Source organism: Tsukamurella pseudospumae (assembly GCF_001575205.1).
GTDB lineage: Bacteria > Actinomycetota > Actinomycetes > Mycobacteriales > Mycobacteriaceae > Tsukamurella > Tsukamurella pseudospumae.
This window is the reverse complement of record NZ_LSRE01000011.1, coordinates 1-20,315: the sequence shown is the minus strand read 5'-3', so window position 1 is coordinate 20,315 and position 20,315 is coordinate 1. Positions and strand designations below refer to the sequence as shown.

Annotated in this window: 26 protein-coding genes, 1 tRNA gene and 1 pseudogene; 13 read left to right on the top strand and 15 right to left on the bottom strand. The window is 67.3% G+C overall.

Going from position 1 to position 20,315, the window contains the following annotated elements; all coding sequences use genetic code 11:
• The first annotated feature begins 8 nt into the window (after positions 1–8).
• The 3 genes from AXK61_RS08475 to AXK61_RS08465 are packed head-to-tail and all read left to right on the top strand — an operon-like array spanning position 9 to position 2,266.
• On the top strand, positions 9–965 hold the full coding sequence (locus tag AXK61_RS08475) for a PDR/VanB family oxidoreductase (protein ID WP_068744789.1): 957 nt from the start codon (positions 9–11) through the stop codon (positions 963–965).
• Between the two features lie 37 nt (positions 966–1,002).
• Positions 1,003–1,236: a recombinase-like helix-turn-helix domain-containing protein gene (locus AXK61_RS08470; protein WP_068744788.1), complete on the top strand. Its 234-nt coding sequence runs from the start codon at positions 1,003–1,005 to the stop codon at positions 1,234–1,236.
• A gap of 1 nt (position 1,237) precedes the next feature.
• Entirely contained in the window at positions 1,238–2,266 is a 1,029-nt protein-coding gene (locus tag AXK61_RS08465; protein ID WP_068744781.1) for a Rieske 2Fe-2S domain-containing protein, read from the top strand.
• A gap of 66 nt (positions 2,267–2,332) precedes the next feature.
• Here AXK61_RS08465 and AXK61_RS08460 read toward each other — a convergent pair whose 3' ends face one another.
• The gene (locus AXK61_RS08460) at positions 2,333–2,884 is read right to left on the bottom strand and encodes a MarR family winged helix-turn-helix transcriptional regulator (RefSeq protein ID WP_068744779.1); all 552 of its coding nucleotides are present in this window, start codon (positions 2,882–2,884) and stop codon (positions 2,333–2,335) included.
• Positions 2,885–2,967: 83 nt separating this feature from the next.
• Positions 2,968–3,333 carry a RidA family protein gene (locus AXK61_RS08455; RefSeq protein WP_068570293.1) on the bottom strand — a complete coding sequence of 122 codons (366 nt, stop codon included), beginning with the start codon at positions 3,331–3,333 and terminating at the stop codon, positions 2,968–2,970.
• A gap of 213 nt (positions 3,334–3,546) precedes the next feature.
• On the opposite strand from AXK61_RS08455, the gene AXK61_RS08450 reads away from it, so the two are divergent.
• The 4 genes from AXK61_RS08450 to AXK61_RS08435 all read left to right on the top strand — a co-directional run bounded on the left by AXK61_RS08450 (position 3,547) and on the right by AXK61_RS08435 (position 6,969).
• Positions 3,547–4,305, top strand: coding sequence for a 3-hydroxyacyl-CoA dehydrogenase (locus AXK61_RS08450; protein WP_068744777.1), 759 nt, complete (start codon positions 3,547–3,549; stop codon positions 4,303–4,305).
• 31 nt (positions 4,306–4,336) lie between these two features.
• Entirely contained in the window at positions 4,337–5,512 is a 1,176-nt protein-coding gene (locus AXK61_RS08445) for a thiolase family protein (protein WP_068744776.1), read from the top strand.
• 39 nt (positions 5,513–5,551) lie between these two features.
• A tRNA-Ser gene (locus AXK61_RS08440) sits at positions 5,552–5,636 on the top strand.
• Positions 5,637–5,787: 151 nt separating this feature from the next.
• Positions 5,788–6,969, top strand: coding sequence for a site-specific integrase (locus AXK61_RS08435; RefSeq protein ID WP_068570296.1), 1,182 nt, complete (start codon positions 5,788–5,790; stop codon positions 6,967–6,969).
• On the opposite strand, the gene AXK61_RS08430 is transcribed toward AXK61_RS08435, so the two are convergent.
• Positions 6,953–7,240, bottom strand: a complete 288-nt coding sequence (locus AXK61_RS08430; RefSeq protein WP_068570297.1) for a hypothetical protein — start codon at positions 7,238–7,240, stop codon at positions 6,953–6,955. The genes AXK61_RS08435 and AXK61_RS08430 overlap by 17 nt on opposite strands.
• 945 nt (positions 7,241–8,185) lie before the next feature.
• Here AXK61_RS08430 and AXK61_RS08425 point away from each other — a divergent pair.
• A complete protein-coding gene (locus tag AXK61_RS08425; protein WP_068570298.1) occupies positions 8,186–8,395 on the top strand; it encodes a cold-shock protein in 210 nt (69 codons plus the stop codon).
• A gap of 200 nt (positions 8,396–8,595) precedes the next feature.
• Here the strand turns inward: AXK61_RS08425 and AXK61_RS08420 are convergent, their stop codons facing one another.
• The 5 genes from AXK61_RS08420 to AXK61_RS24305 all read right to left on the bottom strand — a co-directional run bounded on the left by AXK61_RS08420 (position 8,596) and on the right by AXK61_RS24305 (position 11,012).
• The gene (locus AXK61_RS08420; protein WP_068570299.1) at positions 8,596–8,943 is read right to left on the bottom strand and encodes a DUF5994 family protein; all 348 of its coding nucleotides are present in this window, start codon (positions 8,941–8,943) and stop codon (positions 8,596–8,598) included.
• Between the two features lie 117 nt (positions 8,944–9,060).
• On the bottom strand, positions 9,061–9,396 hold the full coding sequence (locus tag AXK61_RS08415) for a DUF5994 family protein (protein WP_269451158.1): 336 nt from the start codon (positions 9,394–9,396) through the stop codon (positions 9,061–9,063).
• Positions 9,397–9,488: 92 nt separating this feature from the next.
• Positions 9,489–9,797, bottom strand: a complete 309-nt coding sequence (locus AXK61_RS08410; protein WP_139057786.1) for a hypothetical protein — start codon at positions 9,795–9,797, stop codon at positions 9,489–9,491.
• Entirely contained in the window at positions 9,794–10,330 is a 537-nt protein-coding gene (locus AXK61_RS08405; protein WP_139057787.1) for a DUF5994 family protein, read from the bottom strand. The genes AXK61_RS08410 and AXK61_RS08405 overlap by 4 nt, the downstream gene beginning before the upstream one ends.
• 148 nt (positions 10,331–10,478) lie before the next feature.
• Positions 10,479–11,012, bottom strand: coding sequence for a DUF309 domain-containing protein (locus tag AXK61_RS24305; RefSeq protein WP_082777865.1), 534 nt, complete (start codon positions 11,010–11,012; stop codon positions 10,479–10,481).
• Positions 11,013–11,206: 194 nt separating this feature from the next.
• On the opposite strand from AXK61_RS24305, the gene AXK61_RS08395 reads away from it, so the two are divergent.
• The 4 genes from AXK61_RS08395 (at position 11,207) to AXK61_RS08380 (ending at position 14,421) form a co-directional block, all read left to right on the top strand.
• Positions 11,207–11,653, top strand: coding sequence for a hypothetical protein (locus tag AXK61_RS08395; RefSeq protein ID WP_068570320.1), 447 nt, complete (start codon positions 11,207–11,209; stop codon positions 11,651–11,653).
• A 386-nt stretch (positions 11,654–12,039) separates the two neighbouring features.
• The gene (locus AXK61_RS08385; protein WP_231855483.1) at positions 12,040–13,158 is read left to right on the top strand and encodes a fatty acid desaturase family protein; all 1,119 of its coding nucleotides are present in this window, start codon (positions 12,040–12,042) and stop codon (positions 13,156–13,158) included.
• Positions 13,151–13,279, top strand: coding sequence for a hypothetical protein (locus AXK61_RS25880; protein ID WP_269451157.1), 129 nt, complete (start codon positions 13,151–13,153; stop codon positions 13,277–13,279). Before AXK61_RS08385 ends, AXK61_RS25880 begins: the two co-directional genes overlap by 8 nt.
• Positions 13,280–13,302: 23 nt before the next feature.
• On the top strand, positions 13,303–14,421 hold the full coding sequence (locus AXK61_RS08380; RefSeq protein WP_231855482.1) for a N(5)-(carboxyethyl)ornithine synthase: 1,119 nt from the start codon (positions 13,303–13,305) through the stop codon (positions 14,419–14,421).
• Between the two features lie 299 nt (positions 14,422–14,720).
• Here AXK61_RS08380 and AXK61_RS08375 read toward each other — a convergent pair whose 3' ends face one another.
• The 7 genes from AXK61_RS08375 to AXK61_RS24885 form a co-directional block, all read right to left on the bottom strand.
• Positions 14,721–14,999, bottom strand: a complete 279-nt coding sequence (locus AXK61_RS08375) for a hypothetical protein (RefSeq protein WP_068570305.1) — start codon at positions 14,997–14,999, stop codon at positions 14,721–14,723.
• A gap of 21 nt (positions 15,000–15,020) precedes the next feature.
• Positions 15,021–15,644 (bottom strand): hypothetical protein, encoded by a 624-nt coding sequence (locus AXK61_RS08370; RefSeq protein ID WP_068570306.1) that lies wholly within the window; start codon positions 15,642–15,644, stop codon positions 15,021–15,023.
• Positions 15,641–16,876 carry a DUF2637 domain-containing protein gene (locus AXK61_RS08365; protein WP_068570307.1) on the bottom strand — a complete coding sequence of 412 codons (1,236 nt, stop codon included), beginning with the start codon at positions 16,874–16,876 and terminating at the stop codon, positions 15,641–15,643. Before AXK61_RS08365 ends, AXK61_RS08370 begins: the two co-directional genes overlap by 4 nt.
• A 191-nt stretch (positions 16,877–17,067) precedes the next feature.
• Positions 17,068–17,403, bottom strand: a complete 336-nt coding sequence (locus tag AXK61_RS08360) for a chromosome partitioning protein (protein ID WP_068570308.1) — start codon at positions 17,401–17,403, stop codon at positions 17,068–17,070.
• A 172-nt stretch (positions 17,404–17,575) separates the two neighbouring features.
• The gene (locus AXK61_RS08355) at positions 17,576–17,962 is read right to left on the bottom strand and encodes a hypothetical protein (protein WP_068570309.1); all 387 of its coding nucleotides are present in this window, start codon (positions 17,960–17,962) and stop codon (positions 17,576–17,578) included.
• Positions 17,963–18,064: 102 nt separating this feature from the next.
• Positions 18,065–19,225 (bottom strand): ATP-binding protein, encoded by a 1,161-nt coding sequence (locus AXK61_RS08350; RefSeq protein ID WP_197466777.1) that lies wholly within the window; start codon positions 19,223–19,225, stop codon positions 18,065–18,067.
• 11 nt (positions 19,226–19,236) lie between these two features.
• A complete protein-coding gene (locus AXK61_RS24885; RefSeq protein WP_156485614.1) occupies positions 19,237–19,746 on the bottom strand; it encodes a hypothetical protein in 510 nt (169 codons plus the stop codon).
• A gap of 74 nt (positions 19,747–19,820) precedes the next feature.
• Here AXK61_RS24885 and AXK61_RS08345 point away from each other — a divergent pair.
• A pseudogene (locus tag AXK61_RS08345) lies at positions 19,821–20,315 on the top strand (IS21 family transposase); the annotation flags it as partial.

Sequence of the window (20,315 nt, the reverse complement as noted above, 5' to 3'; positions counted from 1 at the left end):
TCACGACCATGTCAGTAGCTGACGCCCTTCAGCTCCGCGTCCGCCAGTTGCGCTGGGAGTCCGACAACGTCGTCTCGCTGGTGCTCGAGCACCCGGCGGGCGAGTCGTTGCCCGAGTGGGCGCCGGGGGCCCACATCGACGTGCACCTCGGGTCCGGCCTGATCCGGCAGTACTCGCTGTGCGGCGACCCCACGGACAAGACCCGGTACCGGGTCGCGGTGCTCAAGGAGGAGGCCGGGCACGGCGGATCGCGCTACGTCCACGAGCGCCTGCGCCCGGGTGACCTCCTGCCGACCGCGGGCCCGCGGAACAACTTCGACCTGATCGACTCGCCCGAGTACGTGTTCCTCGCCGGCGGCATCGGCATCACGCCGATCCTGGCGATGGTGGCCGAAGCCGAGCGCCGTGGCGCGCGCTGGGAGCTGCACTACGGCGGGCGCAGCCTGGATTCGATGTCGTTCCTGGGCGAGCTCGCCGGGTACGGCGACCGTGTGCACCTCGTGCCCCAGGACGCCGAGGGCATCCTCGACCTGCCCTCGATCATGGGCACCGCACGGCCGGACACTCTCGTGTACGCCTGCGGCCCGGAGCCGCTGCTCGCAGCGGTGGAGGAGACCGGTGCGGCCTGGCCGAGCGGATGCATCCAGCTCGAGCGGTTCAAGTCCGTGCCGCGCGAGGCCGGGGAATCGTCCTCGGACACCGAATTCCGAGTGGTCGCCGAGCGCTCGGAGATCGCGGTGACGGTCGCCCCCGGCGTCTCGATCATGGACGCGCTCGAGGGCGTGGGCATCGACGTGCCCAACTCGTGCCGGGACGGCATCTGCGGGAGCTGCGAGACGCGCGTGCTCTGCGGCCAACCCGACCATCGCGACTCGATCCTGTCGGCCGACGAACAGGAGACCGGCGAAACCATGATGCTCTGCGTCTCCCGCGCCCTGTCCGACGAGCTCGTGCTCGACATCTGACCCGCGAAACAGCCCCAGCCCAACCGATGGAGTGACGATGACAACCCACACCGCCGAACCCGCGTACCTGGTCCCCAACCAGACCCGCCGCGGTCCCCTGACGCCCTACGACGACAAGCTCGCCAACGCGATCCGGGCGGTCTTCGCGACCGGGACGCACGACCTGCGGGGCCTCGTGGAGGGCCTCAACGATGTGGGCATCCACGCCCCTGACGGTAAGCCGTGGACCACCGAGACGTTCACCCACGAGATGAGTGTGAAGGGAGCCTGAGATGGCCAACTACTACAAGCAGCAGGGGCTCGACGCCGAGCGGATCCTGGCCACGGGTCTGCGCGACCAGTGGTACGCGATCTGCCCGTCGGACTTCGTCGAGACCGGTGGCATGCGCCGGATCACCCGCTGGGGTCAGGACTGGCTGCTCTTCCGCCTGTCCGACGGCACCGTCCGGATGCTCGCCGACCGGTGCCCGCATCGCGGTGCACCGCTGTCGCAGGGCATGCACCTGGGCGACCGGGTGCAGTGCAAGTACCACGGGGTCCAGGTGGACGGCAGCGGCACCGTCGTCGCCGTCCCCGGCATGCCGGGCTGCCCGCTCGAGGGGCAGGAGCTGGTCACCAGCCTGCCGGTCCGTGAGATCGGCGGCGCGGTCATGGCGTTCTTCGCCGGCTCCCGGGACTCCGAGCCCGTGGAGTTCGGGCTGCCCGAGCCCCTCGAGGATCCCGAGATCTCGAGCTTCCTCTGCTACGCCGAGTGGGACGCGCCGTGGCGCTTCACTCTCGAGAACCTGCTCGACCCGATGCACGGCGCCTACTTGCACAACGATTCGCATTCGATGTCCGAGGGTGAGTCCTCGGCCCGGTTCCGTATCCGCGAGACCGACCGCGGCTTCTTCTTCGAGAAGACCGACCAGATCGGCAAGAACTTCGACTGGGTCGAGTACAGCTTCACCGGGGGCGATTGGGTGAACCTGTCGATCCCCTACCCGGCGTCCGCGGGACCGGGCGGTGTGTTCGGCATCGTCGGGATGGGCACCCCGATCGACGAGAACCGGACGGCGGTCTTCTTCTGGCGCTACCGCAAGGTGGAGGGCTGGGAGCGCGACGTGTGGCGGTTCCTGTACCGGACCAAGCTCGAGGACGACCACTGGGTGGTGCTCGAACAGGACCGCGTGATGCTGGAGGGCATGGCGACCGACACCGACGCGGCGGAGAATCTCTACCAGCACGACTTGGGCATCGTCCGGCTGCGGAGGTTGTTCAAGGGGAAGGCGCAGGCGCAGGCCAAGGCGCTGCTCGGCTGAGACCCGGACGTGAACGGGCGGTGGTGCGGTTCCGCGCCACCGCCCGTTTCGGCGTCGTGCGGGCGATCAGGCCGGATCGGGCCCGGGGGCCTTCGCGGTGACGATCGATGTCTCCAGGCGTGAGAGCAGTGACCCCAGTTCGGTTCGCTCGTCGGCCTCGAGTCCGGCGAGCATGTCCGCCTCGTTGGCGAAGTGTTCGCGGGCCACCGTGTGGATCTTGTCGAGTCCCGCATCGGTGAGGCGGACGTAGACCACCCGCCGGTCGTCGACGTCCCGCTCGCGGGTGACGAGGCCCGCCGCCTCGAGGCGGTCGACGCGCAGGGTGACGCCGCCGGTACTGACCAGCGACGACTCTGCGAGATCGCGGGAGGTCATCCGGTACGGCGCGCCCGAGCGGCGGAGCGCCGTCAGGACGTCGAACGAGGCGATGTTGATGTCATGCCGGGCGAACAGGTCGGTGAGGCTGGCCGCGTACCGCACGTACGAGCGGTGCAGCCTGCCGAACACCTGGAGGGGAGAGACGTCGAGGTCGGGCCACGTCTCGTGCCATTGCTCCGTCGCCTGGTCGACGGCGTCGGCCGGACGTTGATCCCGACGGCCCGATCCTGCTCGTCCCATTCCCTGCCTCCTGTGTCCGGCGTGTATGCCATATCAATACCAGCATCTCGATCCCGCAGGATTCCGGACCGGGCCGCGGGGCCTCAGGGGCGCTGCGGCAGCGCGGCGATCGCGTCGATCTCCACGGAGGCGCCGTACGGCAGTCCGGCGACGGCGAGGAAGGTCCGGGCGGGACGGGGCTCGGCGAAGATCCGCTCGAACTGGGCGTTCGCATCGTCGCGGAGGGTCAGGTCGGTGACGTAGTACGTGAGCTTCACGACGTCCGAGAGCTGCCCGCCCACGGTCGCGAGCCGCTCCGTCATGCGGTCGATCGCCGCGTCGAGGGCCTCGGTGCGGCCCTCGACCGCGTTTCCCTCGGGGTCGACGGAGAGCGCGCCCGAGACGAACGCGAGGTTGCCGGTGGCGACGGCGGGGCTGTAGGGGTGGGATGCGGGGGAGGCGAACGACATGGTTCCCAGCTTTCGGTCGGGGGCTGACCTCTAAAGTTTAGCGCTTAGTAGTTGATATGTGAACTATATGCGCGAGGTCATCCGCCGGCGAGTGGCGTGGAGTTCGCGTATGCGGGCTCGGAAACGGAGACGGAGCTGGACCGGGGCATCGTCGATGTGTTACAAGTTAATGATCATTCTGTCACTTGGTGACACCGCAGAAGGACGTGCTCGATGAACCTGCAGAACAAGACCGCGCTCGTGACCGGTGGTGCATCGGGCCTGGGCCTCGCGACGGTCACCCGGCTCGTCGCGGGCGGCGCCCGGGTGGTCGCCGTCGACCTCCCGGCCGCGGACACCGCGGCGCTCACCGCGCTCGGCGACGCGGTCCGCTTCGTGCCCGCGGACGTCACCGACGAGGCCGCGGTGCAGGCGGCGGTCGACCTCGCGAACGACGAGGGCACGCTCGCGGTCGTCGTGAACTGCGCCGGCATCGGCAACGCGATCAAGACCACCGGCAAGAAGGGCCCGTTCCCAATGGACGCCTTCTCGAAGGTGATCTCGGTCAACCTGATCGGCACGTTCAACGTGATCCGCCTGGCCGCCACCGCGATCGCCGGAAACGATCTCGACGGCGAGGAACGAGGCGTCATCGTCAACACCGCGTCGGTCGCGGCCTTCGACGGCCAGATCGGGCAGGCCGCCTACTCCGCGTCCAAGGGCGGCGTCGTGGGCATGACCCTGCCGATCGCCCGTGACCTGGCTTCCGTCGCGATCCGTGTCGTCACCATCGCGCCGGGCCTGTTCCTCACGCCGCTGCTGGGCACTCTGCCGGAGGAGGCCCGCGCCTCGCTCGGCGCGCAGGTGCCGCACCCCGCGCGGCTCGGCGACCCGTCCGAGTACGCGGATCTCGTCGCCGCCGTCGTGGGCAACCCGATGCTCAACGGCGAGACCATTCGCCTCGACGGCGCCATCCGCATGGCCCCGCGCTGACCAGCCACCCCGAATCGTAAGGAACACAGCCATGACCGACGCCGTCATCGTCGACATCGTCCGCACCCCGTCCGGGAAGGGGAAGCCCGGCGGGGCACTGCATCCCGTACACCCCGTCGACCTGTTCGCGGGCGTCATCTCCGCCCTCATCGAGCGCAACGACCTCGACCCCGCCCTCGTGGAGGACGTCATCGGCGGATGCGTTCAGCAAGTGGGGGATCAGGCCCTGAACATCGCCCGGGTCTCGGCTCTCGCCGCGGGCCTGCCGATCGAGACACCCGGCACCACGATCGACCGTCAGTGCGGATCCTCGCAACAGGCAGCGCATTTCGCGGCGCAGGGCGTGATCGCCGGCGCCTACGACGTGGTGATCGCCGGCGGTGTCGAGTCGATGAGCCGTGTGCCCATGGGGACCAGTCCCGTCGGTGGTGCGCCGTTCGCGCCGCTCGCGGCGCGCTTCCCGAGCCTGCCGCACCAGGGCATCGGTGCCGAACTGCTCGCCGCTCGTGGCAAATTCGACCGTGAGGCGCTCGACACCTTCGCGGCCGAGTCGCACCGCCGGGCGGCGCGCACCCAGGCCGACGGTGGTTTCGACAGTGAGATCGTCCCCGTCGCGCTGCCCGACGGTGCCGTGCACACCGTCGACGAGACCGTCCGGGCGTCGACGACGGCCGAGAGCCTGGCCGGGCTGAAGCCGGCCTTCGCCGATCCCCGGTTCGCGGAGCAGTACCCGGAGATCGACTGGTCGATCACGCCCGGCAACTCGTCGCCGCTCACCGACGGTGCCTCCGCCGCGCTGATCATGAGCGCGGACAAGGCCGCGGCCCTGGGCCTGCGGCCGCGGGCGCGGTTCCACGCCTTCTCCGTGGTCGGCTCCGACCCCGAGGTCATGCTCAGCGGACCGATCCCCGCGACGCACAAGGTGCTCGCCCGCGCCGGTCTGCGGATCGACGACATCGACGCCTTCGAGGTGAACGAGGCCTTCGCCTCCGTGCCGATGGCCTGGGCCGCTGAGTTCGACGTCGACCCTGCGCGCCTGAACCCGCGTGGCGGCGCCATCGCGCTGGGCCACCCGCTCGGCGGCTCAGGTACCCGCCTGCTGACGACGCTGGTCAATCACCTGGAGGCCACCGGCGGCCGCTACGGCCTGCAGACGATGTGCGAGGGCAACGGCATGGCGAACGGAACGATCATCGAGCGTCTCTGAGCGATCGTGCGCCGGCGGGTCCGGTATCGTACGGCGCAGGGAAGCGTGGCAGAGCGGCCGAATGCACTCGCCTTGAAAGCGAGCGTGGGTGAAACCACCGGGGGTTCAAATCCCTCCGCTTCCGCAGGTAAAGCAGGGTCCCGGTGCTGACACGGCATCGGGACCTTCGAAACTTGCCACTCCTTGCCACTATCGCCGAAGGAATTCTCGGCGCTAGTTTCGGCGTGTCGTCCCGGCTGGCTGGTGATCATAGAAATCACCGATGGGATGTACACATGGCTCGACTACCCAGCTACATCACGCGCATCGACGGTCCGCGTGGATCCCGATACGAGGCGCGGATCAACGCCACTCTTCCCGGTGGGAAGCGACTCCAGCACCGGAAGCGGTTCCGGTCGCTCGACGAGGCGAAAGCGTGGCACGCGAAGACGACGGCGGAGCTCGCGGCCGGAACCCACACTGCGCCCAGCGACCTGACGGTGAGCGAGGCGGTCGAAGCCTGGCTCGCTGCGAAGGAGGTGCGCACGAAGCCCAGCACGGCCGCCGCGTACAAGTTCTCCTTGGCACCCGTGGTCGCCGCGTACGGCAACACGAAGGTGCAGAAGCTCTCGAAGGCGGATGTCGAGCGACTCGTCACCGATCTCCGCACCGGCGCGGGCGACCGCGGATTGTGGAGGCGCACCTCGATCAATCCGATGCTCGCTCGGTGGCGGAGGGTCTGGGCCGACCTGCATGCGGAGGGAGTCGTCGCGCGGAACGTCGTGGCATTGGTGGAGCCGCTGCGCAAGCCGAGTGGTGAGCCCGCGATGAAGGTCGATGACAGCCTCTCGGAGGCTGAGGTGGAGCTGCTGATCAAGGCGCACAGCGACGGCGTGGACAGTTACGCCCGACGACGTGAACCGTTCGTGCACCTGGCATTGCTCGGGCTCCGCCGCGGGGAACTCAGCGGGCTGCGCTGGAGCGCTGTCGACCTTTCTTCGGAGAATCCCACGTTCACGGTCGCCGCCACCCGGGTCGCGGTCACGGGGCGCGTCATCGAGCAGGACGACGCAAAGACCGCCTCCTCGTCGCGCACACTCCCGATCCCTCCGCACCTCCTGCCTATTCTCTGCCGTGCGCACGCGGACATGCAGGCCAACCGCGGAAGACTCGGGGAGCGGTGGGAGGGCGGCGACGATCCGTACTTGTTCGCGCTGGACCTCGGAGCGCCGCTCTCGCCGAGAACCTTGAACGCGTGGTGGAAGAAGAGTTTGGAGGACGCCAACCTGCCGCACCGCCGGCTGCATGCGTCGAGGCACACGGCTGCTTCGTTGCTGGCTCTGCGGGGTGCGCCGGTGCCGATGATCGCTGCGTGGCTCGGGCATGCCGATGGTGGCGTGCTGGCGATGCGCACCTATGTGCACACGCCGGGTGCTGCGCTCACGGATACTGCCGCACTGCTTAGCCATGAGACCTGACGCCGTTCCGCTGACGCGACGATCGGGGCGCGACACCACCGCGGTGGCGGATGCCGCACCCGGACGGTCGGGTCCAGCGGCTCGGGTCGGCAGAGGCGAGGTGGACCTGCCGCAGCGTGTCGCGGAGGGTGACGGCAGCGGTACGCAGCGCATCGAGGTCGCCGCTCTTGTGCCTCGTGAACCCGAGCAGAAGCTGGTCCATGTCGGCGTCGCTGCTCGTGGCCGAGATCGTCATCGCCGGGGTGATGGCGCTGGGTTGCGGCGCGTCCACCCGACCCAGCGCAGAGGGTCGTCGGCGCTACCACCGCGGGCGATCCGCGTGGGGCGTGGCGCAGTCAACGACTCCCACGGCTACGAGTCCAAGTAGGCAGATGTCAAGGCGAACCTTCGGCTATCGAACCTAGAGTCCGCCGTCGAAGCCGGCGCCGCGTTCAAGGCGCTCTGCCCTGTGCACAACCCGGAGGGCACGATTCTCGGCCACGAGGCCTAGACGCGTCACACCAATGCGCTGCCGCCGTTCGTCGTTGTTGCGTTCGACACGAACATCGCGGAGATGACGCTGCTCGCGCGGCCGGCCGATGGAGCCGATGTCGAGCAGGCAGACCCCGAGTCCACACCGCAGCCGCCGGTCGACGCCGTGTGAATGACTCGAATCCTGGGCAGGTATGTCCTCTGGAGGGTCTGTTTGGTCGACAACCCCATGTTCCGCGTGAGGTCCGGGGGCGAAGGCTGCCGCCGAGCGGATGCATGCTGACGGGCGATGTCCAGCGGCACTTGTTCAGCGGGCGGTGGGACATCGCCGCGAGCAACTCTGTGCGCCTGATAGGTCCGGGCGACCACGCGGCGTGGTCTGGCTGGGTGTCGCGTGCAGCGACTCCGCGATCGTGAGCGACGCGGAGAAGGCGCGCATCCGTGTGGCGATCCAGCGGCGCGAACTCGAAGCAGGGATTGAGCGGATGAACGAGGAGCGCGGGTGGCGGAGGTTGCCCGGGATTGAGCGCCTATGAATGGAGCCTACTTCTGAGCCCCACCGTCCTCGGCATAGCGATGTGTGCTACTGTGAAACCGGTTGACTTTCTTGGTGATACGCTCGCGAGAACTTCACGCGGCAGGTAGTCATCGAAATCCTGTATGTCAGTACTTCGACTTCGTAGAACTCCGCAGGCCCAGGCGCGAAATCGTTCGCCCTGCCAATTCACTTTCTCAGGAGATCTCCATGGCTCAAGGTACTGTCAAATGGTTCAACAGCGACAAGGGATTCGGCTTCATCACCCCCGACGACGGTGGCAAGGACCTGTTCGTCCACTTCACGGGCATCGTGGCCAACGGGGGCTTCCGCAACCTCGAGGAGAACAACCGCGTCTCCTACGACACGGAGGCGGGTGACCGAGGGCCGCAGGCGGTCGCGGTCCAGGTCCTGCCGTGACCGATGGCGGCGCTGATCGCGGTGAGCCCACCACCTGGTGGGGCAAGGTGCGACGCTCCGTAGACGACTTCTTCCTTCGCGGTGAGCAGGGAACGAAGCTCTACCCCTAACGGCTGATCTTCGGCCTACCGGGGAACTGGCCTCCGCCTATCGGCGGGGGCCAGTTTCGTCTGCGACGGCCCATAGCGCATGAAGTGTGGTCACTCTGACCCCGTCGCGGCGTGGCTGCCGACACCGTGGGCTGCCGGTGGCACAACGGTGAGCCGAACTATGTGCCCGCCGTCCACGTACACGTGCATCTCCTCACGCGGCTGACCATCCCCTGGGTCGCCGAGCAGGAGGCCACTGAGTCTCATCGTCCGAAGGCGCTCGATGGTCTCGTGGTTCCATGCGAATGTGATTCGCTCGACGCGCTGTCCGAGTGCCAGCCCGCAGCTGTATGCGAGGTCGTGGATCTCAGCGGCGTAGTCGGTCGAGCGGGGCCACCACAGGCCCGCTGTTAGCTCTTCGTCGAGGTCCAGGCGCACGCGCTCGGTGCCGGTGTCCAACCGATGCTTCGCGTGAGGAGAGTTCAACGCCGGTGTGAGCGTCGACTGTCGGTGGGATCCGATGGGCATTGACGACACCGCTTCATCTTCTAGTGAGGTGTAATGAAGTGGGCGCGCTCAAGCGGGGAGGTGACGCGCGGCGATCTCTTCTGCTGTCGATGTCGAGGCGTCGGGAGCGATGAGTGCGTAGATCACCGCGACCCGGGGGCCGGTGAAGACCACCAGGCCCGCGGTGACGAGGTGACGGGTCTCGATGACGGTGCCGTCGCGTGCTGGAAGCTGTCGGACTCGGGTGGTCCAGTCCGCAGGGCTGAAGTGGATGCACTCGAGGGTCTGCAGTTTCAAGCCGACGGATGGGAGGACGGTGGGGAGCTCTGTCTGGAGGTCACGGCTGCGAGGCCACCACACTCCATCGATCCCGCGGGCGAGCGAGGAGCGGGGCGGCAGGAGCACTCGGCCCGGTATCGGCGTCGGGACTCCGTCCCGAGCTGGCCCCCGATCGAGGAGCCGGCGCAGAGCCTCGGGCCCGGGGTGAGCGCGTGAACTCACTCGGTGCCCGCGTCCGTGGACATGACGGTCCGCGCGTCGTCCCGCGCGGTGGTCAGGGCAGCGATGACGCTGTCGAGTACCGCCACTGGGATCCCGATTCGGCGCGGTGACTTCTGGTCGGTGACCAGTAGCTCGACGTCAGCGGCAGAGATCTCGCCAGCACTGTTGTTGAGGGTCTTGATCGTGGTCTCGATGGTGACTTGCCGGTGCGTGAGCGTGCGGGCGGACCACCACCGTTCGACGGAGCCATCGAGGTTGCGGTACGTCGTGATGGGATCCATAGACATGCGCAGTGGGGCGTTCATGGCGTCACCTCAGCGGGCCGCATGGCGGTTCGGGAAGGCGGTGGGGCGTGACCGCCCTCGTCGTCCCACACGCGTTCAGCGACCTGACGTTGATGAATCCTGGCAGTGGTGTCGGCGGCTTCCTCGTTGAGTGCGTGCGCGGATTGGGTCACCGCGCCGGTCATCGCGAGCATGGATGCCAGCTCCGCGACCTCGGGCTCGGTGCCGGGAGGGATCAGAGCAAATACCAATGACGTTCGGATGCCGACGAACCGGACTGTGTCGAGTTCCTGGGTGGTGTAGCCGTCTAGCCGAACGATGTCGCCGTCGATCGATACCTTGCGAGGGACTGAGTCCCAGTTCGAGTAGCGGTAACACACTCTCTCGAGATGGCAGACCCGATCGCGGAGGAGAGGGTAGACCTGCAGCAGCTCGTCGCGCAGGTTGCGTGATCGCGGCCACCAGACGCCGTCGACCGCGCCGACGATCGATCCGAGCGGTTTCAGTTCGAACCGCGCCGATTCGAGGGGCAATAGGTGAAGTGGATGCGTCATGAGGACGCTCCGATCCGGAACAGAATTCCGCTGAGCAAGTCGAGAGCACCAAGCGGATCCCGGTGGGAAATCAACTCCTCTTAAGCGTACGCCTGTGATCGACATGTCGGGCACCGGCGAGTCTTATCGTTCGTCCGACGAACAGGATTCAGTGCCCGTTGGAGCGCGGTTCGCCGGTTGCCTCTCCGGCTTGTGCGTGAGTGAGGCGAGGGACTAGCCGACCTGGCGTCGGCTCCACCTCGCGCCGCAGCAGATCCATGAGCTCCTCGGCGTATCGGACAAGGCCGGTCGAGTCGATGCGGTGAGGGGCGGCGCTGCGGCTGTGCCCGATCCGAACTGCCGCACGTTCGAGCAAGACGATCGCTCCCTTCGGATTACGCCGCTGTACATGGGTGATGCCGACCGCGAGTTGCGCGAGCCCTTGCCAGAGCTGGCTCTCCTCGCCTGGGCGGCTCTTCCACGCACTCTCGAGGACCTCGTGCGCGGTGAAGGCGTACCCGCGGTTCAGCGAGTCTTGCGCCCAGCACAACGCAACCTCCGGCGGAAGGTCCAAGTCGTCGGGTACACGGTCGATCCCGACGCGCCCGATGGGGAGGGGACGACCGAGACGATCGCGTGGGCGGGCATTTCGTGCCCGTCCATCGGAGTCGCGATCGCGCTCCCGACCACCTGAACTACTCACGGGCTCTATCGTGCCGCAACACAGCGGAGCTCGTCGATAGCGTGCATCGCTCCTGTGCGGTCTCGGTCTCGCAGGACCTCTCTTGGCTGTGGCGAGGGCGTACAGTAGGGGATAGCCGGATCCATATCTGACAGGTTTCTGTTCAGCGTCTCCGGTGAGACGACGACCACCGTATGGTCAGTCAGGTGGCCGAGATGCCCACTACTCGCAGTACTCCCCACTCCCACGCACTTGAAGAGCTTCCACGAAGCCGCCTCTACGGGCATATGCGTGACTATCGTCGCTCCCGGCCCGGGCATACCGCTCCTGCAGAGAGCATCGTCGCCGGCATCCAGGAACAAGACGCACGGTTCGTGCTCGGAGACCTCCTCGCCGAGTGGGACCTACTCTTCTACCCAGCCGCCGACAACAAGCAACCAGACGTGCGCGGCGACGTCCTCGCACGTCGCACGGTGAGGCGTGCACGTCACTCGCGGACCGAGGTCGTCGACAGTGACACACACCCGGTGATCCTGCTGGCGACGGATGTTCCGCGCAGCGAGATCAGCGCGATCTGGCGGAAGGTCCTGCACTCGGTCGAATCCGGCGGCACCCTGTCCGACGTCCTCGTCGAAGCCGACAAGCCGCACCGCACCCCATGACGTACCGCGCCGACCTGCCACCAGTGACAAGGAAATTCAACACCCAGATCGCCAGCGCGCTCGACCTAGACAACGTCGACCCTGCCACCGCTTCAGCGATCAGAACGCTGAGCACCCTGTTCCTCAACGCCTTAGCCGAACTCGAGAACGACCTGATCATCAACACTCGCTCCCGGCACGCATACTCGTCTCTACGGTGGCACCTGAGCCCCTGGGAATCAAGCCCGGCGAGCCCTCCCAGCCGCCGAGCAGGCGAGGACCTTCTCGACTAGGCGAAACCACGCAAGGCCCTGATCCGGCCCAGGCCAGGTACCGGGAGTCATTGCGCGAACCGATGCTACGACGTGGGCGACCGCTCGTGGCAAGGAAATGTCTGGGAGCAACAGATGACGCAGATGAGCACACAACTTCGACCGAGAGCATCCCGCGACCTGTTTGGTTTGCAGGCCGACGATGTCGAGCGCCTCGGTTCTGAACTCGACAACCTGCACCGAGTATTGGCCCACTCACTAGGTACCCGAGACGCTACCTACATCCACCGAGTGATCGCCGCGCAGCGAGCGCTCGACGTTATCGCGCGGATCACAATCGGTATGACGCGGACACGAGTCGGGTGGCTACTCGGCACCGCCGGGCTCGCGCTGGCCAAGATCATCGAGAACATGGAGATCGGCCACAACGTGATGCATGGGCAATGGGACTGGATGAACGATCCGGAAATCCACTCCACAACGTGGGAATGGGACATGGTGTCGGTGTCGCAGCACTGGCGTCACTCACACAACTACCTGCATCACGTCAACACCAACATCGCAGGCGTCGACGACGACCTCGGATTCGGCGTGATGCACGTAACCACTGACCGTCCCTGGCGGCCACTCGACCTTGCCCAGCCGGCCCGCGCCGCACTGCTAGCGGTGCTCTTCGAATGGGGCATCGCACTGCAGGGCTACTACGCAGCACGCGACAGCGCCCCCACCCCAGAACTCAGAGCAGAGGCCAAACGGAAACTACTCCGCAAGATTCGCAACCAGTGCACGAAAGACTACCTCTGGTACCCGCTTCTGAGCACGACACGGTGGCGACGCACGCTCACCGCAAACGCCACCGCCAACGTCCTTCGGAACATCTGGGCCTACATCGTGATCATGTGCGGTCACATCCCCAGCGACGCCGCCCGCTTCACCTCATCAGCCGCCCGCAGCGAGACGCGCGGCGCATGGTACGCACGGCAGATGGCAGGGTCCAGCGACTTTCGAGCAGGCCCCATCCTCGGGTTCCTTACTGGGCACCTCAGCCACCAAATCGAACATCACCTCTTCCCGACGTTGCCCAGTCGCCGGCTCGACGAAGCGAAGAAGGCCATCGAACAGATCTGCAACAACCACAGCGTCCCACTACCGACCAGTTCGTTCCTGCACCAGGTCGTCGACTCCCATCGCCCTGTCATCGCACTGGCCCGACCACCCCGCAGCACCTTCTTCAAAGGACGAGACCATGAGTGATAAGTCGCCCCGGCAACACATGTCCAAGACCTCCGACAAGTCGATCAAGCAGAAACGCGCCGACAAGCGTGCGAAAGCAGACCGTGCGTTCAGTGACCACGCGGAACTGAAGCGGAAGTGACAGCTGTTCGTGCATCCTCGACCTTGGGTATCGTCGGAACGTCGGCGAAGGAGAGCGAGTACCGCTTGCCCGTCCACCCCGCCCACCTGGCGCGAATCGCACCCGAGATACGTGCCCGCACTACACTCGAGCGTGGCTACGGCGAACGCTTCGGCGTCTCCGACGCATACCTCGCGCCGATCGTCGGAGGGTTCAGCGACCGTCAGACACTGATCGCTGAATCCGACGTAGTAATACTCCCGAAGCCCCAGCACAGCGACGTCGCAACCCTCCACGAAGGCGCGACACTTTGGGGCTGGCCCCACTGCGTGCAAGATCCAGTCATCACGCAGATCGCCATCGACCGCAGCCTCACACTCATCGCGTTCGAAGCCATGAACCACTGGGCACTCGACGGCAGCATGGGCGTGCACGTCTTCCACAAGAACAACGAGCTCGCTGGCTACTGCTCCGTACTGCACGCCTTGCAACTGACGGGATCCACCGGAGACTACGGTCGGCGCCTCACCGCCGTCGTGATCGGGTTCGGGGCGACAGCGCGGGGCGCGGTGACCGCGCTCAACGCCCACGGCGTGCACGACGTACACGTGCTCACAAACCGCTCAGTTGCCGCCGTCGGATCTCCCATCCACTCAGTTCAGATCACACAGTTCGACCACGACGACCAGACTCCCTACCTAAGCCATGTAATAACCGATCGTGGCCGACTTCCACTCGCCCCGTTCCTCGCCGAGCGCGACATCATCGTCAATTGCACCCTCCAGGACGCAAACCACCCCCTCGTGTACCTGAACGAATCTGACCTCAGCGCCTTCCAACCAGGCACCCTCATCGTCGACGTCTCCTGCGACCTCGCCATGGGATTTAGCTGGGCTCGTCCGACGAGCTTCGAATCGCCGATGTTCGAGGTCGGCGACCGCATCGCGTACTACGCGGTCGACCACAGCCCGTCATACCTCTGGAAATCCGCAACCTGGGAGAACAGCGAAGCTCTCCTCCCCTTCATAGACACGGTCATGGCCGGCCCAGACACCTACGAAAGCCACGAGACAATCCGCCGCGCCATCGAGATCCGCAACGGAAACATCGTGAACCCGAGCATTCTGTCGTTCCAAGGTCGCCCTGCTACGTACCCGCACTGAAAGGACGAGTCTGCCAGGCGCACCGGAACAAGTCGCTACTAGCGTCTGCGAAGACGTCACGTGCGCCAGCAGCGCGACTGACCTGTTCGGCCAACCGGGCGAGCTGACTTCGGCTCACCGCGAGCCGAAAACTCTCCGTCCTCGTAGGCCAGGATGTGCCGCGCCATCCAAGGCTCTCGTTATCACGGTCCAGGTAAGTCCTGGTGTGCGGAAGCGCGGCTCGGCAGCGATGAACTCCCCAGGAACGCGTTCGGCCTTCGCTATCGCTTGATCCTGGGATCGGCCGGGCTCACCGTCGGTCAGCGGCTCGGGTCGGTGCGGCAACCGGTCACGCCGAGCTGGTCGCGATCAACGCGACGGAGCTGGCTCTCGCCCAGCGGGGTGGCCCAGACCTCGCCGCCGAACCCCGTGATCACCTGGCTGCAGACACTGTCGACGCTGCGCTGCTCAAGGGTGGCCGGCGGGGGCACCCCGGCCGAGCGCTGCGGGGTGAAGGTGAGCGCGAGCAGCACGCCGATGACGAGCGCCAGCGCGGCGATCAGGCCGGTGCGGACGAGGGGGCGGGCGAAGATATTCATGGCTGTTCTCCTTGATCGGGATCAGTTCGGGATGGTGGCGGGCGGCGGGATGGGGACGCCGTTGACGCCGGGGATGGTCTCGCCGGCGATCGGAGTGAGGGCGAGACCGACGCCGACGGTGCCGGGAAGGATGTAGACCTGGCCGTGCCAGCGCACGTAGGTGTTCCCGTAGTCGGCGGTCCAGCGGAAGGGCTCCGGTGCGCTCGGGTCATCCACGGTGGGAATTCCCTCGGCCGGGGTGCAGCGGCCCGGCTCGTAGTCCGGGTCGGCTCGCCACGCGGCCTCGGTGCCACGATCGCGAGTCAGGCGGGAGGAGCCGGTGCCGTTGTCGTGCAGCGCGTAGAGGGCGCCGTCCGGCGACAGCCGGACCCAGGCGCACCCGCGGCCCGTGCCGAAGACGTAGGGCTTGCCGTCCTTCGCGGCGCCCTCCACGGTGCCGACATCGGTGCCGAGGTACGGCAGGCCGAGGCGGGCCGCAGCGGCCCGGCCCGCATCCGCCTGGTCGGCGTTGGCGGGCGCGGTGCTGCTCGGGGCGGTCGGGGAGCTGCTCCGCGCGGCGACGGGCTCGCCGGCGGTCGTGCCGCACGCGGTGAGGGTGAGAGCGACCGCGGCGAGGGTGGCGGTGCCGATGAACGTGTACTTCACGGGATGTCCTTTCTGGACGGGGTCGGTGTCGGTGGGGTGGGCGGTGAGCGAAGCGGTCTAGGCGAGGGCGGGCCGGACACCTCCGCGGCGAGCTCGGCGCGGGCCGCGATGAGCTTGGCGACAGTGCGCTTGTTCGCGACCTTCGCGCGGTCGATCGCGGTCTGCGAGTGGCCGGCGTCGAGGCGTGCGTACACCGCAGCAATCGTTTCGACCGGCAGCTCGGATGCGCCGGCCTGCACCACCACCTCGGCCTGCTCGCGATGCACCGGCTGCACCACCGGCACCTGCTCCGACTCGGTGGTGCGCTGGCGCACCGGCTGCGACTGCACCGCGACGAGGTGACGCTCCTCGGTGTGCACCGCTTCGGTCTCAACCTCCTGGTGCACCAGTGCACCAGGCCGGTGCACCACCTCGTTGTCGCTGGTCACCGTCGGTGCACCGGCCTGCTCCACGGGCTCAGGTGCAGTCTCCGTGGACTGGTGCACCGCCTGCTCCACGGCGGGCTGGACGGGCTGATGCACCGGGGCGAGCCACGTGAGGGTGTCGGGGTACGTCAGTGCATCTGCGTCCTCGACGTGGTGCACCGGGGTCTGCACCGCCTGCACCGGCTGCTCCGCGTCGGCGGGGGCGCTTCGCCACCATGCACGCACGCGCTGCGGGAGGGTAGGGCGGACGGCCTTCGCCTTGCGTCGCGGCCGCGTCGCGGCCACCAGTCCCACGGTGCAGACCGCGATCAGGCCATCCAGGATCAGCGGGAACAGTGCGGCGTCCGCCCATCCGTACCCGTAGCCGATCGCGAGGTCCCTGATCGCCGCGAAGCTGAGTCGGAACGCCGCGCCGGCCAGCAGCACGATCGCCCCAAGGAAGAACCAGAACACCGCGCTCCGGTCCGCAGCTGCTCGGGTCCATGCGGCCATGAGGTGGAAGAGGCCGAGCAGAGCGACGGGTGCCAGCATCGCGAACAGCACCGGGCCGACCGCCGCGAGGGTGAGTCCATGGGTGACCAGGGCGTGCGCGATGTTGGCGGCGACGCTGGCGAGGGTGGCCGCGACCAGCAAGGTCCAGAGGATGGCGCGGACTTCACGCATGGGATCCAGTGCCTTGTCGGCGGACGTCATGTACTTCTCCTCGTCATGTACCTTGACCTGCGGAAACGGCGCCACCGGCCGGTCCGGTTGATCGACGGCCACGGTGGCGGTTCCCGCCGACCACTCCGGCTGATCGACGGCCACGGCGCTCGTAGCGGGTGTTGTGGCGGTCCTTGTAGCGCGGGTTGTAGCGGAACCCGGGTTGCGTTTCGGCTCGTCCACACCCTCGAAGCCGGGGTAAACTTGCAGGTCGCGGGTCTGGAAACACATACCCCCACCCTCAGCGGGGTCGGCCGGACCGGTCACGGCGGAAGGCGCTTGTAGCGCGGGGGTGATCATGCGTTTGCCTCGCGTTCGACGCGTGCATCGGCGATCATCTGTGCGACGGCGTGGCGCCCCAGACCGATCCGGTCGGCCAGCGCGCGCTCGGAGACGCCGGCCTCGTGCAGCAACAGGAGCGTGTGTGCGATCCGCCGCCGGCGTCCCTTTTCGCCCCGGACCCAGCGTTCGAGACCCGCGAGGGCGTCGTCCGCGGTGAACGGATCTTCCGGGTGCCCCTCCAGCTTCTGCGCCGCGATGGTGATCGTCGCGCGGAGCTGGCTGGCCGCGCCGCGCAGCGCGTCGGTGGCGGCGGCCGCCGCTGCCGGATCCTTGGTCACGAACCTGGTCATTACGCACCTCCTTCGATGTGTCCCGGCCGTGACTGCGCGCGTGTCCAGACCGTGAGACGGCATGTCCGCACCGTGACTGACGGCGTGTCCGCACCGTGGGTGAGAGCGTGTCCCGACCGTGACTGGCTCGCACGGGTGACGGAAATGCGCTGGTCAGCGGACCGCAGGGCGCTCATGCGTTCACCCACGTGCCGTCGGGGAGCTGCGACATGGGCCGCCCACGGCCCACCGCGCGGGTCGGTGCCAGGTTCTCGCTCAGGGTGGTCGGCCTCACGCCGACCTTGCGGGCGGTCGTGGTCACCGCGGCGCCGCCGAGCACTGCCACGCCGAGCACCGCGTACTCGAGCTTCCGGATCGCGTCCGCGGCGCCGCGCAGCGAGGCGATAGCTTCGACGAGCTGCTGCGGGGTCGGCGGAGTCTCGGACTGCGTGAGCGCGTAGAGCGGAGCAGCTGCTGCACCCATCGCATCGAACAGTCGCTTCACGGCGGGACCGGCGAGATCGGCGGCGGCTGCCTTGTTGGCCTCGCTCGGGTTCATCTTGAGGTTCATCTCGTACATGGGGTCTCCTTGAGTCAGTTGATGTGCTTGAAGGCCTTGGAGCGCGGCGGCGATCCGGGTCGGTAGTCGCGGCTCGCGATGTCCCAGGTCGCCCTCGCCGGATCAGGTTCGAGCTCGCCGGTCGCGGTGCTGCGTCTGTCGAGCTCGACGGTTCCGAGGTCCTCGACGGTGCCGGCGAGCTCGTGCTTGGCGTCGCCTTCCCAGCCACCCCACTGCTGCCATGCGCCCTGCCCCCCCAGCTGCGTCGGGCTCGACCGGGAACAGGTGACCCCACCGCGTGAGGCGCGGGGTACCGGCCATCGCACGATCTAGCGCCGCCGACGCCGCGGCGTCGTTGTAGAACGCCTGCATCTGCACGACACCGCCGTCGTCGGCCTGGACGATCCCCCGGCCGCGCATGCCCGGCTCGATACCCTCGCGGGCGGCCTTCGCCGCGTCGCGCACGTCCTCCTCGAACAGGCGCTGGATGTGCACGTCGCTCGCGCGGCCGAGCACCACGCGGATGCTCAGGTTCTCCCGCAGCTTCGAGGGCAGCGCCGCCGAGTAGACGTGCTGACCCGCGACCAGGAGATGCACCCCGTATGCGCGGCTCTTCGCGGCGACCTCCGCCAACCAGTTCACGGTGTACTCGGCGTTCTTCCGCGCGACCGGGTCCGCGCCGTCGGAGAGCGCGCTGTTGAGGAAGGCGCCCATCTCGTCCCAGATCAGGACCACGCGGGTCCAGCGGATGTCGGTCACCCCGCGCTGAACGAGCTCGTCGCCGAGGTCGCGGCGGAATCGGTACAGCTCCAGGAGCTTGTGCACCGTCGCGTGCATGGTGGCCGGCGTGGCGACACTGAGGTGGGTGATGCCGGGAACGCGATCGAGGTACAGCTGGCGGAATTCAGGGGTGCCCTTGCCGTCGGCCAGCCAGACCTCGCATCCCTGGGCGGCGAGGCTCCGAGCGATGACCGACATGAGGGTCGACTTGCCCGAGTTGGTCATGCCGTAGATCGCTGCGTGGCTTCGGGTAGCCAGCTTGGGAGCGATCACCTCGCCGTCCTCCGTGACCCCCAGGAACAGCCGCACCTCCGAGGCGCAGGCGTACCGCTCGGCCTCCGTGCGCGGGAGGTACATCCGGTCGGCAGACAGCGGGTTCTGAGCCGGGTAGGACCGAACGAGCTTGCGCGTGTTCAGGTGGAGCACGGGCCAGACTCCCCGGCTCGTGACCTCGAGATCGGGTGCCCGCAGCGCCTGCCGGAGGCCCGGGACTGCCTTGCGCACTGCGTCGAGGGTCATGCCGGCCGGCGGCCGGAGCTCCGCTGTGGCGCCGCGTTCGTCCTCGCCCCAGCCTGATAATGCTTATTACCAGTGTAGTCGAGAATCGCTTGCCTGTCCGCGCTGGTTAGAGCCTGCCTGGCTGCGATTCCGCTGGCTTCGTCAGTGGTTGTGCGGAGGGCGGCTACCGCGGCCTTCTCGCCGCCCTCCTTGAGGGTCTTGGATGCGATCTGCTCTCCGCCTACTCGGAGTAGTCCTCCGAGTGCGCGTCCTGCGCCGGGTGCAGCGGCGGCGACGCCGACGACGTCGAGGATGCCGAGGAAGGTGTCGAGACTCTTGTCCTCCACAGCGCCGTTCGACAGGTGCTGAGTGCCTTCGTAACCGTTGGTAGCCGAGATTCTGGAGATATCGATCCCGGTGTTGGTGGCTTGCTCGACGCTAAATCCGCCGTCGGGTCGAGCGAATATCTTCGCCATTAGGGGCTTGCCGTTGCCGCCTAGGATCGGCTTTCCGTCGGGGCCGGTCATTGGTGTCGACGACGGCTGAATACTGAGCAGTGATCGACGGGCGAAAGTTGAGCAGCCCGGTTACCTGTTGAGGGGTGATCACTGTGGAGGACTGGGCGGAGATCCGCCGGTTGCACTATTCGGAAGGGCTGCCGAAGGCGGAGGTCGCTCGGCAGCTGGGCATCGCGAGGAACACGGTTCGGGCGGCGTTAGCGTCGGATCGGCCACCGAAGTATAAGAGGGCACGGGTCGGCTCGGTGGTCGATGCGTTCGAGCCGCAGATCCGGGTGTTGCTGTCGCAGTGGCCGACGATGCCGGCGACGGTGATCGCGCAGCGGATCGGTTGGCCGTATTCGTTGACCACGCTCAAGGATCGGCTGCGGGAGATCCGGCCGGAGTTTCAGGGCGTGGATCCGGCCGATCGGATCTCGTATGAACCGGGGAAGATCGCGCAGTGCGATCTGTGGTTCCCGGATGCGAGGATCCCGGTCGGACCTGGTCAGGACCGCGTTCTACCGGTACTGGTGATGGTGCTCGGGTTCTCGCGGTTGATCTCGGCGGTGATGCTGCCCTCGCGGCAGGGCGGCGAT

What these genes read in the sequence shown, in the direction of transcription:
- AXK61_RS08475 (WP_068744789.1), top strand. Translation starts at nt 9, where the DNA reads ATGTCAGTAGCTGACGCCCTTCAGCTCCGCGTCCGCCAGTTGCGCTGG.
- AXK61_RS08470 (WP_068744788.1), top strand. Translation starts at nt 1,003, where the DNA reads ATGACAACCCACACCGCCGAACCCGCGTACCTGGTCCCCAACCAGACC.
- AXK61_RS08465 (WP_068744781.1), top strand. Translation starts at nt 1,238, where the DNA reads ATGGCCAACTACTACAAGCAGCAGGGGCTCGACGCCGAGCGGATCCTG.
- AXK61_RS08460 (WP_068744779.1), bottom strand. Translation starts at nt 2,884, where the DNA reads ATGGGACGAGCAGGATCGGGCCGTCGGGATCAACGTCCGGCCGACGCC.
- AXK61_RS08455 (WP_068570293.1), bottom strand. Translation starts at nt 3,333, where the DNA reads ATGTCGTTCGCCTCCCCCGCATCCCACCCCTACAGCCCCGCCGTCGCC.
- AXK61_RS08450 (WP_068744777.1), top strand. Translation starts at nt 3,547, where the DNA reads ATGAACCTGCAGAACAAGACCGCGCTCGTGACCGGTGGTGCATCGGGC.
- AXK61_RS08445 (WP_068744776.1), top strand. Translation starts at nt 4,337, where the DNA reads ATGACCGACGCCGTCATCGTCGACATCGTCCGCACCCCGTCCGGGAAG.
- AXK61_RS08435 (WP_068570296.1), top strand. Translation starts at nt 5,788, where the DNA reads ATGGCTCGACTACCCAGCTACATCACGCGCATCGACGGTCCGCGTGGA.
- AXK61_RS08425 (WP_068570298.1), top strand. Translation starts at nt 8,186, where the DNA reads ATGGCTCAAGGTACTGTCAAATGGTTCAACAGCGACAAGGGATTCGGC.
- AXK61_RS08410 (WP_139057786.1), bottom strand. Translation starts at nt 9,797, where the DNA reads ATGAACGCCCCACTGCGCATGTCTATGGATCCCATCACGACGTACCGC.
- AXK61_RS08405 (WP_139057787.1), bottom strand. Translation starts at nt 10,330, where the DNA reads ATGACGCATCCACTTCACCTATTGCCCCTCGAATCGGCGCGGTTCGAA.
- AXK61_RS08395 (WP_068570320.1), top strand. Translation starts at nt 11,207, where the DNA reads ATGCCCACTACTCGCAGTACTCCCCACTCCCACGCACTTGAAGAGCTT.
- AXK61_RS08385 (WP_231855483.1), top strand. Translation starts at nt 12,040, where the DNA reads ATGACGCAGATGAGCACACAACTTCGACCGAGAGCATCCCGCGACCTG.
- AXK61_RS25880 (WP_269451157.1), top strand. Translation starts at nt 13,151, where the DNA reads ATGAGTGATAAGTCGCCCCGGCAACACATGTCCAAGACCTCCGACAAG.
- AXK61_RS08375 (WP_068570305.1), bottom strand. Translation starts at nt 14,999, where the DNA reads ATGAATATCTTCGCCCGCCCCCTCGTCCGCACCGGCCTGATCGCCGCG.
- AXK61_RS08360 (WP_068570308.1), bottom strand. Translation starts at nt 17,403, where the DNA reads ATGACCAGGTTCGTGACCAAGGATCCGGCAGCGGCGGCCGCCGCCACC.
- AXK61_RS08355 (WP_068570309.1), bottom strand. Translation starts at nt 17,962, where the DNA reads ATGTACGAGATGAACCTCAAGATGAACCCGAGCGAGGCCAACAAGGCA.
- AXK61_RS24885 (WP_156485614.1), bottom strand. Translation starts at nt 19,746, where the DNA reads ATGACCGGCCCCGACGGAAAGCCGATCCTAGGCGGCAACGGCAAGCCC.